Source organism: Micromonospora sp. NBC_01699 (assembly GCF_036250065.1).
Classification (GTDB): domain Bacteria; phylum Actinomycetota; class Actinomycetes; order Mycobacteriales; family Micromonosporaceae; genus Micromonospora_G.
Genome location: NZ_CP109199.1, coordinates 599,339 through 612,963, shown reverse-complemented (window position 1 = coordinate 612,963; position 13,625 = coordinate 599,339). Strand labels below are relative to the sequence as shown.

Below are 13,625 nucleotides of genomic sequence, written 5' to 3'. Positions count from 1 at the left end.
CCGGCACCCGACAGTGAACCACAGCATCGTCGTGCCGCTTCCCCGCAACCGGCGCCATCGCCGGCACGTGTTACGGGCGTCCTCGGGCAGGGGCCCGGACGGGGAGGAACGAGTGACGGTGACGACAGGTCCGGGTGTCGATGCTTCACCACCGGTTGCGCCCGCTGGTGAAGCGGACCCGGACAGAGCCGAGAAAGTGGAGTTTGATGCGTTCTACCACGCGCATTTCAGGTCGATGACGGTGCATCTGTGTGCGTACACGGGGGATCTGGGGCAGGCGCAGGATCTGGTGCAGGAGGCGTTCTGTCGGGCGTTCGCGCGGTGGGACCGGGTGGTTCGGTACGACGATCCGGTGGCCTGGGTGCGTCGGGTGGCGTGGAATCTGGCGACGAGTCGGTGGCGGCGGTTGCGTACGGCGCAGGCGTATCTGCGTCGGCAGCGGGAGGAGCACGTGGCGGGTCCGACGCCGGATCGGGTGGCGTTGACCGCGGCGTTGGCCCTGTTGCCGTCGAATCATCGGCGGGCGGTGGTGTTGCACCACCTCGGTGACATGACGATCGCCGAGATAGCCCGGCAGGAGGGGGTGGCGGAGGGCACGGTGAAGTCCTGGTTGCATCGGGCCCGTGTCGCCCTGGCCGAGCAGTTGACCGACCGCAGGGAGCAGAGCAATGGCTGACACCGACGATTTCGGGTACGACGACGTCGCGCTGGACGCCGAGTTCGCCGCCTTCCGTACCGGGCTGCTCGACCGGGTGACGCCACCCGGCCCGGATGCCGTACGCAGCACCGTCCGGCGCCGTCGCCGGGTCGCGACGACCGGCGCACTCGCGCTGGCCCTGGTCGTCATCGTCGGCCCGGTGGCCGGGTACGCGGCCCTGAACCGCACCTCGCCCAGCCCGACCGGGCCGATCGCCACCGACGGGCCGACGCCGAGCCCGACCCCGTCGACCAGCCCGACCCCGTCGGCCGGGCCGAGCGTGTCGGCGAGTGCCACGCCGGGCGCACCGGACGGCCGGATCAGCCGCGCGGACCTGCTCCGGGCAACGGTCGACCTGCCCGCCTGGCGTTCCGGTCCGGGTTGCCCGGCCAACGGTGCGCGGCTGACCGACAGGGCCGTCGACGACGGTGACAACGTCCTGGTCGCGACCGCGTACGGCGATGTCGACGCCGATGGCGCCACCGAGACCGTCGCGCTCGTCACCTGCCTGGTCGGCCAGGGCGGGCCGATGCAGGTGGTCGCGTTCGACCGGGACGATGCCGGTGGGATCGTCACGGTCGGCCAGGTGGTGCGTAGCGACCCGAAGGCGCAGTGGTTCACCGACATCGAGGTACGGGCCAACGGGGTGGTCCGGGTCGAGGTGGCCGACGAGGCTCCGGGCGGCGGTTGGCCGCTGGAGTACTCCCAGCGCCAGTGGCGTGGTTACCGGTGGGACGGGCAGGTGTTCGGCCAGTCCGAGGGGCCGCGTTCGTTCCCGGACAACCCGTACGGTGTGAATCTCACCGTGACCGCGACGGACCTGGTCTACCGCGCGCCGGAGGGCGGCGGGCTGCGGACCGGGGAGGTCACCCTGACGCTGCGCAATGTCGGCACGGTCACGGCACAGCGGCCACGACTGGAGTTCGACGTCCGGCCGGGCGGCGCCGGTACCGCGGCGAGCCCCGGCTGGTACGACTGCGAGGACTCCCGAACGGACGGTGAGCGGAGCTTCTGCACGCTGAAACCGCTGCGGGCCGGGGAGGAGCGGAAGGTGACCTTCCACCTGGTCAACGCCGGGCCGGGGCTGCCGACCACCGCCACGGTCGCGTTGCTGAACCTGAACGGCGGGGGCGGCGTCGCGGCCGACTTCGAGCCCGGGGACAACCGGGCCACGATGAAAATCAAATAGCACCGGTACGGGTGGCGGCGCGGTCGACGCGTCGCCACCATGCGTCCCTAGCCGAGCAGGGCCAGCATCTGGTTGATCTGGGCGGTCCTGGACTGGTCGATCCGACCGGCAAGCTCCTTGGCGGCGGGGTCCTGCCCGAACTTGGTCTCGTTGCGGGCCATCTCGACGGCGTTGTGCTGGTGCGCGATGAACAGGTTGAGGAACGCGGTCTCGAACTCGGCTCCGGTGGTCCGGGCCAGCGCGGCGATCTGCTCCGGGCCGGTGGCCGGCAACCCGCCGTGGTCGGCGTGGGCGTGGTCGGCCGGGTCCGCCTCGGTCGGCTCCCCCCAGGTACGCAGCCAGCCGCGCATGGTCTCCTGCTCCTCGGCCTGGGTGACGTCGACGGCCGCGGCGAGGGTGCGTACCTCGGGTCGCCGGGCCCGACTCTCGGCCAACCGGACCAGTTCCAAACCCTGTCCGTGGTGGGTCACCATCATTTGCAGGAACATCACGTCGGCCGGGTTGAACGGTCCCGGTGACGCGGTGGCGGTCGCGGACGCCGCCGGCCGGGCCACGTCGGGGGTGGGCTCCGCCGGTGTCGCGGCGGGCGGCCCACCGCAGCCGGCGAGCAGCAACAGCACGACCGGGACGAGCAGCGTACGACGGTGACGGGTCATGTCCCGCTCTTTCGGCTCGGACGACGGGCAGGGAGGCGGACTCGACGGTCGACGCCGGGCGCGGGCCCGTACCGGATGGGTACGGGCCCGCCGGTGTTGGCAGTTGTCAGAGCTGCTGCCAGAGCGCGGGCACGTTCGGCGGCTCCCAGCCGGGGATGGCCGTGTGTGCCTGACGGCAGCGGTAGCTGACGCCGCCGTAGGTGACCGTGCTACCGACCTGGTACGCGGTGCCCGGGGCCCAGGTGCCACCGGCCGGCGGCGGGGTGGTCGGGTTGGTCGGCGGCGGGGTTGCCGTACGGGTCGGCGTCGGGGTGGGGTTCGGCGGCGGGTTGCCGCCACCGCCACCGATCTGGAGGTCGACGCAGGAGTAGAACGCGTTCGCGGTGTCGGCGATGTTCCAGATGGCGAGCAGCTTCTGCCGGCCGGAGAAGCCGCCGAGGTTCACCTGGTGGGAGACGGTGGCACCGGGCTGGCGGCCGTTGTCGTCGAACAACGCGACCCGCTGGTTGCCGATGTAGTACTCCCAGGTGCTGGTCGAGTGCCGGGCGGTGAGCACCCAGTTGAACGTGAGCGAGGTGCCGACCGAGGTCGCCGGCCAGTTACGGCTCTCGTCGCTGAGTACGGCGAAGTGCCCGATGTTGGCGTGGCAGTTGCGCAGCCCCTTCGGCCCCTCGACGCTCTGTGGTTCCCACTGGATCTGTCCACAGTTGGCGACCCGACCCTGCGCGCAGTTGGCCTGGCGGCTGGGTGGTGAGGAGATGTAGCCGTGTGCCTGCGCGGGCGCGGCGACGACCAGGGTGGAGGTGACGAGGGCTGCGGCTGTCAGCAGCGACAGTACGGCAGATCTTCGCATCGAAGGGCTCCTTACTCGGACTCGGCAGGGCGCCCTTAACAATTTATAGTAAACACTATTTACAGTAAAGACCTGGAAATAAGTTCGTCGATGTATTCGTACCGCCACGCAGCGCAGCGGCCCGGTGTGCCACCCGTGCAGGGGCGGGACACCGGGCCGCTGCCGGGTCGTCGGATCGGACTCAGGTGGCGGAGATGGTGCCCGTACCGACCAGGACCAGCACCACCGTGCCGAGGATCACCCGGTAGACGATGAACATCGTGTACGTGTGCCGGGCGATGAACTTCAGCAGCCAGGCCACGGCGAAGTAACCGACGATCCCGCTGACCAGGGTGGCGGTGATGGTCGCCGGCCAGCCGACCCCGGTGCTGATGTTGTCGTACTCGTCCACCACCTGGAGCGCGCCCGCGGCCATCAGCGCCGGGATGGAGAGGAAGAACGACAACCGGGTCACGGTGACCCGGTCCAGGTCACGCAGCAACCCGGCGGACATCGTCGCACCCGACCGGGAGATGCCCGGAATCAGCGCGAGGGCCTGCACCGTGCCGATGATCAGCGTGTCCTTCCAGGTCACGTCCGACTCGTGGCGGACCTGGGTGGCGGCCCGGTCGGCGAACCACATCACCCCGGACCAGAGAATCAGCGCGAAGCCGACGAACCACAGACTGCGCAACGTGGTCTCGATCTGGTCCTTGAACAGCAGCCCGATCACCCCGATCGGGATCGAACCCAGGATGACCGCCCAGCCGAACCGGTAGTCCGGACTCGCCCGACCCGCCGGGCTGAACACCCCGCGTACCCAGGCGGTGAGGATCCGGACCAGATCCTTGCGGAGATAGAGCAGGGTCGCGAACACCGCGCCGACCTGGATGATCGCGGTGAACGCGGTGATGTCGGGGTCGTCGATGGAGTAGCCGAGCAGCTTTTCCAGGATGGTGAGGTGGCCGGTGCTGGATACCGGCAGGAACTCGGTGAGCCCCTCCACCGCGCCCAGCAGCACCGCTTCCAGGATGTTCACATGCGCCTCTCGGAGCCGGGATGGAGGCCGGAGGACAACCCCGTCCGGGTGGCTGGATCATCCTTCGACGGGCGTTGACGCTAACGCAGTCCCGACCGGGGAAAACCGCGAGGGGCGGACGTCGGCACCGACCGGCGGTCAGTAGGTCGGGCGTTGCAACAGGCTGAGGAACTCCACCAGCAACCGCTCACGCAGGCGTACCGGGGCGGCGTTGAGCAGGGTGTTGACCACGGCAACCCGCTCCGGCAACGGCCCGCTCGACCCGGTGTCGGCACCGTCACCGCCACCCAGGCCCAACCCGGCGGCGAGGCCGGCGACGAGTTCCGGGGTGAGCTGCTCCGGGGTCAGCGCGCCGGCCAGCGCCAGCAACTCGGCCGGCAGCTCGACCGGACCGGCAACCCGTGCGGCGGCCACGGCGGCCCGCAGGTCCACCCCGAAATCGGCCACCCGGGGCGCCACCGAGGCGGTCACCGTCAGGTGGATGCTGGCCGGCAGATCGCCGTACGCCAACTGGGGTTGGGTGTGCCAACCACGGACGGTGAGTTCGTCCGCCAGGACGAACAGGTCCAGGCCGGGATCCTCGGTGCCGAAACAGACCACGGTCGCCTCGGGCTCGGCCAGCAGCCGCAGCCCGTCCACGCCCCTGACCTCGTCGGCCAACCCACGCACAGCATCCACAGTGGTCCGAGCCAGAGCCAGGTAACCCGCGTCGCCGATAAACCGCAGGGTGGCGAACGCCGCCGCGATCGGCCCGCCCGAACGGGTGGACGAGATCACCGGGTTCAGCATCGTGTAACCGGGCCAGTCGGCGAAGGCGAAGTACTGCGGTCGGCGCAGCCCTTCGTCCCGGTGCAGCAGCACCGACACACCCTTCGGCGCGTACGCGTACTTGTGCAGGTCGACCGAGATCGAGGTGACCCCCGGCACGGCGAAGTCGAACGGCGGCACCTCGACACCGAGCCGGCGCAGGTACGGCAGCGTCCAGCCGCCGAAGCAGGCGTCCACGTGACAGCGCACCCCGGCCGCCGCCGCGATCTGTGCGATCGCGGCCACCGGGTCGACCACCCCGTGCGCGTACGACGGCGCCGAGCACGCCACCAGCACCGTCTGCGGACCGATCGCGGCGGCGATGTCGGCCGGATCCGGACGCAACGTCTCCGGTGACACCGGCACCAGGTCCAGCGCGACGCCGAGATAGTGCGCCGCCTTCGCGAACGCCGCGTGCGCGGTCACCGGCACCACCAGCCGGGGCGCCCCGATCTCCGGGTGCGCGTCCCGCGCGGTCTTCACCGCCAGGATCAGCGACTCGGTCCCGCCGCCGGTGACACTGCCGACCACCTCCGGCGCGCTGCTGCCCGGACCGCCGCCGAGCACCGTGGCCGCCGCGCCGACCAGCGCGTTCTCCATCGCCAGCAGCGACGGGAAGGCGGTCGGGTCGAGCCCGTTCACGTGCGCCGACAGCGCGTACGCCGAGTTCGCCAAGTCGTCCAGGCCGGGCACCGCCGGGTCGTAGACGTAGGCGAACAACCGCCCGCCGTGGGTCGGCCGGTCGGCGGCCCGCAGGCCGCGTACCTCGTCCAACACCTGGGCAGCGGGTACGCCGTGCGGGGGCAGCGCCTCGACCATGGCGGACACCGTAACAGCCGACTCGATCACCGGCTCGGCTCGCTCTCGCCGACCGCCGCCGACCGCTCGAACCCCGCCCCCGCCCCCGCTTCGGCCGCCGCTTCGGCCTCGGCGAGGCGGGCCGAGGTCAGGTCGTAGCGCCGCAGCAGCAGCACCGGCAACCCGACCAGCAGCGCCGGCAGTACGGTGAAGCCGAGCAGCACCCCGAGCCGGGCGGTGTCCGACTGCGCCGCCGCCGTCCCGGTGTCCGACGAGACGTAACCGAACACCTGCAACACCAGCCCGTAGATGCCCGGCCCGAAGGCCAACCCGAACGTCTCCCCCGCCGTCCACACCCCGGTGAACACCCCCGCCTGCCGGCGCCCGGTCCGCGCGGTGTCGTACGCGATGCAGTCCGGCAACATGGCCAGCGCGAAGACCTGGAGGCCGGCATAACCGCAGCCGATCACCACGATCACCAGGTACGGCAGCACGGACGGCAGCAGCGGCGCGGCGACCAGCGCCAACGCGCCGACCGCGAAGATCAGTGAGGCCCGGACGAAGGCCCTCAGCTTGCCGATCCGGGCACCGATCCGGGACCAGAGCGGCATCACCAGCAGCGCCGGCCCGACAAACGCGACGAACGCGATGGTGGTGCCGCCCTCGCCCGCGTCCAGCACCTGTTCGACGAAGTAGTTGACCCCGGCGAGCACGGTCGCGATCCCGGCCGACTGGATGACGAAACAGGCCAGCAGCAACCGGAACGGCCGGTTGCCCGACACGACCCGCAACTGCGCCCGCAGGCTCGGTTCACTCTCGCCGACCGTACCGGCCGAGGTGCCTCGGGTGCCGACGAAGGCGCCCACCGCACCGGCGACGATCAGCACCGCCACGAACAGACCCATCCACCGGTGTCCGGGGATGCCCGAGCCACCCGCCTGCACCACGGCCGGGGCGACCGCGCCGGAGACCAGGATGGCCACCGCCAGCACCGCGATCCGCCACGTCATCAGGCGGGTACGTTCCTGGTAGTCGTCGGTCAACTCGGCCGGCATCGCCACGTACGGCACCTGGAAGAAGGCAAAAGCGGTCGCGGTGGCCAGGAAGGCGAACGCCACGTACCAGCCGGCGTCGGCACCGGTGCCCACCGGTCCGGCGAACATCGCCGCGAACAGCACCGCCAGCGCGATCCCGCCGAACAGCAGGAACGGCCGGCGCGGCCCCCACGGCGAGCGGGACCGGTCGGAGATCCGCCCGACCACCGGGTTGACCAGTACGTCCCACGCCTTCGGCAGCAACACCAGCAGCGCCGCGATGCCGGCCGCGATCCCCAACGTGTCCGTCAGGTACGGCAGCAGCACCAACCCCGGTACGGTGCCGAACGCCCCGGTGGCCAGCGATCCGAGCGCGTACCCGGCGCGTACCCGGCGGGGCAGGCCGGTCCCGGCCGGCGAGGCAGTCATGGGGCCGAATGCTAACGGCGGTACGCGGTCCGCCCCACCCCCCGAAGATCCGATCCTGACCGCCCGGAAAGCGGGGTGCGGCGACCGCATCCCATCAGTCCGTTGGGAACCAGGCGGCGGTCCGCAGGTCCACCCGGTCGCCGCGCATCGGGGCACCCTCGGCGACCAGCCGGGCCCGCGCCCGCGACTCGTGCCCCGGCGGCAGCCGACCGGCCGAGTTCACCACCCGGTACCAGGGCACACCGCCGCCGTGCCGACTCATGATCGACCCGACCTGGCGGGCGGAGTTGCGGCCGGAGCGAGCGGCCAGCGCGTCCGCTATCGCCCCGTACGACATCACCCGTCCCGGCGGGATCCGCTCGACCAGGGCCAGTACGGCCTCGACGTACTCTTCCGTCGTCACGGATCGCCAGCATATGGGAGCCGACCGCCGCCCACCGCCGATAACCGCGCAGAATGGGCGGGTGCGTGAAGCAGTCACGGCAGCGCGGCGGATCGTGGTCAAGGTCGGCTCGTCCTCGCTGACCACCGCCAGCGGCGGACTCGACACCGATCGGGTCGACGCCCTCACCGACGTACTCGCCGCGCTGGCGGCGGACGGGCGGGAGATCGTGCTGGTCTCCTCCGGTGCGATCGCCGCCGGTCTGGCCCCGCTCGGGCTGCCCCGCCGACCGCGTGACCTGGCCACCCAGCAGGCCGCCGCCAGCGTCGGGCAGGGCCTGCTGATCGGCCGGTACGCGGCCAGCTTCGCCCGGCACGGACGCACCGTCGGGCAGGTCCTGCTCACCGTCGACGACGTCACCCGGCGGGTGCACTACCGCAACGCGTACCGGACCCTGCGCAAGCTGCTCGACCTGCGGGCCGTACCGATCGTCAACGAGAACGACACGGTCGCCACCGAGGAGATCCGGTTCGGCGACAACGACCGGCTCGCCGCACTGGTCGCCGCCCTGGTCCAGGCCGACCTGCTGGTGCTGCTCTCCGACGTCGACGCCCTCTACACCGGCGACCCGGCCAAGCCCGGCACCACCAGGATCGAGCAGGTGCACAGCACCGACGACCTGGCGACGGTAACCATCGGCCGGGCCGGACGGGCCGGTGTCGGCACCGGCGGCATGGTCACCAAGGTCGAGGCGGCCCGGATCGCCACCGGCTTCGGCATCCCGGTCGTGCTCACCGCCGCACCGCTCGCCGCCGAGGCGCTGGCCGGCGCCGACCACGTCGGCACCCTGTTCCACCCGGCCGTGCAGCGGCCCGGTGCCCGGCTGTTCTGGCTGGCCCACGCCACCTCGCCCCGGGGCCGGCTGCACCTGGACCCGGGCGCGGTGCAGGCCGTGGTCACCCGCCGCAAGTCGCTGCTGCCGGCCGGCATCACCGCCGTCGACGGCACCTTCACCGCCGGTGACCCGGTCGACCTGGTCGACATCCTCGGCACCCCGGTCGCCCGAGGGCTGGTCAACTACGACGCGGTCGAACTGCCCGGACTGCTCGGGCGGTCCACCGGCGAACTCGCCGCCGCCCTCGGCCCGGCGTACGAGCGTGAGGTCGTGCACCGCGACGACCTCGTCCTGCTGTGAGAAACGAGGAGTTCGAGATGAGCGTCACCGAGCAGGCACGCCGGGCCCGTACGGCGGCGAACATTAGCGTCAGCGAACAGGCACGCCGGGCCCGTACGGCGGCGAACACGCTCGCCACCGCGACCCGTACCGCCAAGGACGCCGGCCTGCACGCGATGGCCGACGCGCTGGTCGCCCGTACGCCGGAGATCCTGACCGCGAACGAGGCGGACCTGGCGGCCGGACGCGCGGCCGGACTGTCCGCGGCGATCCTGGACCGGTTGGCGCTCAGCACGGACCGGGTGGCCGGCATCGCCGCCGCGTTGCGGGAGATGGCCGGGCTCGCCGACCCGGTCGGCGAGGTCGTTCGCGGCTCGACCCTGCCCAACGGCCTGGAGTTGCGCCAGATCCGGGTGCCGTTCGGGGTGGTCGGCATCATCTACGAGGCGCGGCCGAACGTGACCGTCGACGCCGCCGGCATCTGCCTCAAGTCCGGCAACGCCGCCCTGCTGCGCGGTTCCTCGTCGGCGGCGCACTCGAACGCCGCCCTGGTCGAGGTGCTGCGCGACGCGGTCACCGGGGCCGGGCTGCCGGCCGACGCGATCCAACTGCTGGACGCCTCGTCCCGCGACTCGGTCAAGGAGCTGATGCGCGCCCGTGGCCTGGTCGACGTGCTGATCCCGCGCGGCGGCGCCTCGCTGATCCGGACCGTGGTCGAGGAGTCGACGGTGCCGGTGATCGAGACCGGGGTGGGCAACTGCCACGTGTACGTGGACGCCGCCGCCGACGTGGCGAAGGCCGTCGACATCGCGCTCAACTCCAAGACCCAGCGCCTGTCGACCTGCAACACCGCCGAGTCGCTGCTGGTGCACGCGGACGTCGCCGACGCGTTCCTGCCGGCGATGCTGGCCGCGTTCGCGACCGCCGGGGTGACCGTGCACGGCGACGACCGCATCCGGGCCTACTCCGCCGACGTGGTGCCGGCCACCGACTCCGACCACGGCACCGAATACCTGGCCGCGGACATCTCGGCCGCCGTGGTCGACTCGCTCGACGCCGCGGTCGAGCACATCCGGCGGTACGGCACCGGCCACACCGAGGCGATCGTCACCGACTCGGTCGGCGCGGCCCGGGAGTTCGTCGCCCGGGTCGACTCGGCCGCGGTGATGGTGAACGCCTCCACCCGGTTCACCGACGGCGGCGAGTTCGGCTTCGGTGCCGAGATCGGCATCTCCACCCAGAAGCTGCACGCCCGTGGCCCGATGGGGCTGCCCGAGCTGACCTCCACCAAGTACGTCGTCACCGGCGACGGCCACCTGCGCGGCTGACCGGCGCCGCCCCCGCCGCCCGGTTTCAGCGGACGGCGCGGATGACCAGCAGCGTGGTGTGTACGTCGAAGGTGTCGCCGTCCTCGCTCGGCCAGCCGCCGTCGCTGCGCTGGGTCTCGGCGAGCCGGCGGCGGGCGGCGACCAGCAGCCAGTCCTGCGGGTTCACCCCGACCCGGACCAGCGCCGACGCCATCCAGGCCACGTCGGCCGGGGACATCGCCGGCAGCCGGTCGACCAGCACACCCTGGATCCGCGCCGACTCGTAGAACAGTTCCTGCCGGTGCAGCACGGCGGCGGACAACCAACCGGCGGCCAGGAACGACGGCCAGGTGCCGTCGGGTCTCAACCGGCCGGCGATCGCCTTGGCGGCGGCGTGCACCGAGCCGGCGTACACGCCGCCGACCCGGTGGTCGAGTGGCCCGGCGGCGCGGGCGTCGAGCCCGGCCACGGTGAGCCAGAAGCCGGCGTTGGCGGTGAGGAAGAGTTCGGCCTCGGGATCGCCGGGCTTCGCCCAGTCCGGCGCCTCGCGGGCCAGTGACTCGTGCTCCTCCCAGGTGCCGTCCGGACCCTGCCGGCCGGCGAGCCAGTCGAGTGCCTTCCGGGCGGCGGGCCGGTCGAGCGCGCCAAGGTCGTCGAGTTCGGCGAGCCGGAAGCAGGTGGCGTCGACCGAGGCGATCTCGCCGCCCCAGAGCGCGGGCCAGCCACCGTCCGGAGCCGCGCCCATCTCGACGTCGCCGAGCACCTCCGGCGGAGGTGGCGCACCGGTACGCAGCCGGGAAAGCCGAGCCCGGTCCACCGCGTCGCCGTGCGCCACGACAAAGCCGATCGCACCGTCCATGTCCACCACGGGAGAGAAGGCTACCGGTGGGAAACTTTCTCTGCCTCGGTAAGTCAGCCGAGGTCAACCAGCCACTCGGCAGGTCCGCTCATAGGCCACGGTCGATCAGAAATCAGGCCACCGCCCATCAAAAGGCTCCTTCCGCACCGAAAATCGGCACGGAAGGAGCCTGTCCGACGGTCGCCCCGCCGGCCGGTGTAATGATCAGTACGCCGGCAGCGCCGGGTCAACCTGCTTGATCCAGGCGAGCACCCCGCCCTGTACGTGCACCGCGTCCCGGAAACCGGCCGCCTTCAGCGCCGCCAGCGCCTCCGCCGAGCGCACCCCGGACTTGCAGTGCAGCACTATCTGCCGGTCCTGCGGCAGCCGGGCCAGCGCCTCACCGGAGAGGATCTCGCCCTTCGGGATCAGCGTCGAGCCGGGGATGCGGACGATCTCGAACTCGGCCGGTTCCCGGACGTCGATCAGGAAGTGGTCCTTGCCGGTGTCCTGCCAGTCCTTCAGCTCCGAGGCGGTGATGGTCGAGCCGACCACCGCGTCCTGCGCCTCGGTGGAGACCGCACCGCAGAAGTCCTCGTAGTCCTCCAGCAGGTCGGTCACCGTCGGGTTCTCGCCACAGAGCACGCAGCCCGGGTCCTTGCGGACCTTGATCTTGCGGTACTCCATCTCCAGGGCGTCGTACACGGTCAGCCGGCCGACCAGCGGCTCGCCGATGCCGGTGAGCAGCTTGATCGCCTCGGTCACCTGGATCGAGCCGATCGACGCGCAGAGCACGCCGAGCACGCCGCCCTCGGCGCACGACGGCACCATGCCGGGCGGCGGCGGCTCCGGGTAGAGGCAGCGGTAGCACGGGCCGTGCTCGGCCCAGAAGACCGACGCCTGGCCGTCGAACCGGTAGATCGAACCCCAGACGTACGGCTTGCCGAGCAGCACCGCCGCGTCGTTGACCATGTACCGGGTGGCGAAGTTGTCGGTGCCGTCGACGATCAGGTCGTACTGGCCGAACAGCTCGCGTACGTTGTCCCGGTCCAGCGCGGTGTTGTGGATCACCACGTTCACCAGCGGATTGATCTCCCGTACGGTCGCCGCGGCCGACTCCGCCTTGGGCCGGCCGATGTCCGACTGACCGTGGATGATCTGGCGCTGGAGGTTCGACTCGTCGACGGTGTCGAAGTCGACGATGCCCAGCGTGCCGACACCGGCCGCGGCCAGGTACATCAGCGCCGGGGAGCCCAGGCCGCCGGCGCCCACACAGAGCACCCGCGCGTTCTTGAGCCGCTTCTGCCCCTCGACCCCGACGTCGGGAATGATCAAGTGGCGCGAATAGCGGCGGATCTCTTCAACGGTCAGCTCGGCGGCGGGCTCGACGAGCGGGGGCAACGACACGGTGAACTCCCCGGAATCGATAGTGGTGTGCCGCGCCATTGTCGCTCGGGAAAGCGGGCATTGACCATGAGGTGGAACACCTGTCCCGGAAACCGGGGCGGGAATACCCGTGGCGGGACCGCCACCGGAGGTCAGACCGGCGGTCCCTCGTACCGCGCGCCGTCCAGGTACGGCCACGGGTTGACGGTGCAACCGTTCAGGAACAGCGTCTGCTGCTGCATCACCGGCGCCGGCTTCCCCTTGCCGAGGCACTGCTCGTGCCCGTGCCCCAACTGGTGGCCGGTCTCATGGTTGATCACGTACAGCCGGTACGTCGCCAGCGGCAGCTTCGCCGCGACCAGGTAGTCGACCGAGAGCATCCACCGGTTCAGGTTGATGATCACCTTGCCCGGCGTCCGGCACGACGTGTACGGCTTGCCGCCGATCCGGATGTCGGTCCCACCGGCGGCACACATCCGGGCCGCCGTGTCGGCCGTGGCGAGGTAGACGGTGAAGTCGTAGTTCGAACCGTCCGGCACCCGCTGCAACCGGAGCTGCCCGCTGCCGGTCCAACTGCGCGGATCGCCCAGCGCCTCCTCCACCGCCGAGGAGAACTCCTTCACGTCCTCACCGGAGCCGTCCTCGGTGGCGACCCGGTAGCGCCGCAGCGTACCCGCGTGGCCGACGACCTTGCCCGCACCGGTCGCGTACCGGAAGGAGTCCCTGCCGGACTGCGGCACCGGGCCGGGCATCCGCAGCAGTGGTGGCGTCGGCGCCTGCACCACCGCGGGCGCCGACGTGGCCGTAACGGGCGGCTGGACCGCGCTGCCGATGCTCTTCGGACCGGCCGTCACCGGCCGCTCGGCCGCGCTCAACCGATCGAGCAACGGCGGGCCGACCAGGCCGAGCAGCACCCCCACGACCGCCACCAGCACCGCCATGACGATAGCGAGACGTCGTCCGCGCGGGGGTTCCCGCCGCCGGACTCCGCGGTACCGATCCGAGTCGTTCGCCCTGGTGGCACGGGCTCGGGACCGGGAACGGGGACTGGAAGTGG

Annotated in this window: 13 protein-coding genes; 4 read left to right on the top strand and 9 right to left on the bottom strand. The window is 71.5% G+C overall.

Annotation, left to right across the window (positions count from 1 at the left end; genetic code table 11):
* The first annotated feature begins 112 nt into the window (after positions 1-112).
* A complete protein-coding gene (locus OG792_RS02720; RefSeq protein WP_442932365.1) occupies positions 113-676 on the top strand; it encodes a SigE family RNA polymerase sigma factor in 564 nt (187 codons plus the stop codon).
* The gene (locus tag OG792_RS02715; RefSeq protein WP_329107024.1) at positions 669-1,886 is read left to right on the top strand and encodes a hypothetical protein; all 1,218 of its coding nucleotides are present in this window, start codon (positions 669-671) and stop codon (positions 1,884-1,886) included. Before OG792_RS02720 ends, OG792_RS02715 begins: the two co-directional genes overlap by 8 nt.
* Positions 1,887-1,933: 47 nt before the next feature.
* On the opposite strand, the gene OG792_RS02710 is transcribed toward OG792_RS02715, so the two are convergent.
* The 6 genes from OG792_RS02710 to OG792_RS02685 form a co-directional block, all read right to left on the bottom strand.
* Positions 1,934-2,542 carry a DUF305 domain-containing protein gene (locus OG792_RS02710; protein ID WP_329107022.1) on the bottom strand — a complete coding sequence of 203 codons (609 nt, stop codon included), beginning with the start codon at positions 2,540-2,542 and terminating at the stop codon, positions 1,934-1,936.
* A gap of 106 nt (positions 2,543-2,648) precedes the next feature.
* Positions 2,649-3,395 (bottom strand): lytic polysaccharide monooxygenase, encoded by a 747-nt coding sequence (locus OG792_RS02705; protein ID WP_329107020.1) that lies wholly within the window; start codon positions 3,393-3,395, stop codon positions 2,649-2,651.
* Between the two features lie 181 nt (positions 3,396-3,576).
* Positions 3,577-4,413, bottom strand: coding sequence for an undecaprenyl-diphosphate phosphatase (locus OG792_RS02700; RefSeq protein WP_329107018.1), 837 nt, complete (start codon positions 4,411-4,413; stop codon positions 3,577-3,579).
* Between the two features lie 138 nt (positions 4,414-4,551).
* On the bottom strand, positions 4,552-6,039 hold the full coding sequence (locus tag OG792_RS02695) for a pyridoxal phosphate-dependent decarboxylase family protein (protein ID WP_329111073.1): 1,488 nt from the start codon (positions 6,037-6,039) through the stop codon (positions 4,552-4,554).
* A 26-nt stretch (positions 6,040-6,065) separates the two neighbouring features.
* Positions 6,066-7,481 carry an MFS transporter gene (locus tag OG792_RS02690; protein ID WP_329107017.1) on the bottom strand — a complete coding sequence of 472 codons (1,416 nt, stop codon included), beginning with the start codon at positions 7,479-7,481 and terminating at the stop codon, positions 6,066-6,068.
* 94 nt (positions 7,482-7,575) lie between these two features.
* The gene (locus tag OG792_RS02685) at positions 7,576-7,884 is read right to left on the bottom strand and encodes an MGMT family protein (protein WP_329107016.1); all 309 of its coding nucleotides are present in this window, start codon (positions 7,882-7,884) and stop codon (positions 7,576-7,578) included.
* A gap of 61 nt (positions 7,885-7,945) precedes the next feature.
* Between OG792_RS02685 and proB the strand changes: the two genes are divergently transcribed.
* Entirely contained in the window at positions 7,946-9,058 is a 1,113-nt protein-coding gene (gene proB / locus OG792_RS02680) for a glutamate 5-kinase (protein ID WP_329107014.1), read from the top strand.
* 62 nt (positions 9,059-9,120) lie between these two features.
* Positions 9,121-10,365 (top strand): glutamate-5-semialdehyde dehydrogenase, encoded by a 1,245-nt coding sequence (locus OG792_RS02675; protein WP_329111071.1) that lies wholly within the window; start codon positions 9,121-9,123, stop codon positions 10,363-10,365.
* 25 nt (positions 10,366-10,390) lie between these two features.
* Here OG792_RS02675 and OG792_RS02670 read toward each other — a convergent pair whose 3' ends face one another.
* The 3 genes from OG792_RS02670 to OG792_RS02660 form a co-directional block, all read right to left on the bottom strand.
* Complete coding sequence (locus tag OG792_RS02670; protein ID WP_329111069.1) at positions 10,391-11,203, bottom strand: prenyltransferase/squalene oxidase repeat-containing protein; 813 nt, start codon at positions 11,201-11,203, stop codon at positions 10,391-10,393.
* Between the two features lie 204 nt (positions 11,204-11,407).
* Positions 11,408-12,628 (bottom strand): adenylyltransferase/sulfurtransferase MoeZ, encoded by a 1,221-nt coding sequence (moeZ, locus tag OG792_RS02665; protein ID WP_329107012.1) that lies wholly within the window; start codon positions 12,626-12,628, stop codon positions 11,408-11,410.
* Between the two features lie 92 nt (positions 12,629-12,720).
* Positions 12,721-13,509, bottom strand: a complete 789-nt coding sequence (locus OG792_RS02660) for a DUF3152 domain-containing protein (RefSeq protein WP_329107010.1) — start codon at positions 13,507-13,509, stop codon at positions 12,721-12,723.
* Between the last annotated feature and the right edge of the window lie 116 nt (positions 13,510-13,625).

What these genes read in the sequence shown, in the direction of transcription:
- OG792_RS02715 (WP_329107024.1), top strand. Translation starts at nt 669, where the DNA reads ATGGCTGACACCGACGATTTCGGGTACGACGACGTCGCGCTGGACGCC.
- OG792_RS02710 (WP_329107022.1), bottom strand. Translation starts at nt 2,542, where the DNA reads ATGACCCGTCACCGTCGTACGCTGCTCGTCCCGGTCGTGCTGTTGCTG.
- OG792_RS02705 (WP_329107020.1), bottom strand. Translation starts at nt 3,395, where the DNA reads ATGCGAAGATCTGCCGTACTGTCGCTGCTGACAGCCGCAGCCCTCGTC.
- OG792_RS02695 (WP_329111073.1), bottom strand. Translation starts at nt 6,039, where the DNA reads ATGGTCGAGGCGCTGCCCCCGCACGGCGTACCCGCTGCCCAGGTGTTG.
- OG792_RS02690 (WP_329107017.1), bottom strand. Translation starts at nt 7,481, where the DNA reads ATGACTGCCTCGCCGGCCGGGACCGGCCTGCCCCGCCGGGTACGCGCC.
- OG792_RS02670 (WP_329111069.1), bottom strand. Translation starts at nt 11,203, where the DNA reads ATGGACGGTGCGATCGGCTTTGTCGTGGCGCACGGCGACGCGGTGGAC.
- moeZ (WP_329107012.1), bottom strand. Translation starts at nt 12,628, where the DNA reads ATGGCGCGGCACACCACTATCGATTCCGGGGAGTTCACCGTGTCGTTG.
- OG792_RS02660 (WP_329107010.1), bottom strand. Translation starts at nt 13,509, where the DNA reads ATGGCGGTGCTGGTGGCGGTCGTGGGGGTGCTGCTCGGCCTGGTCGGC.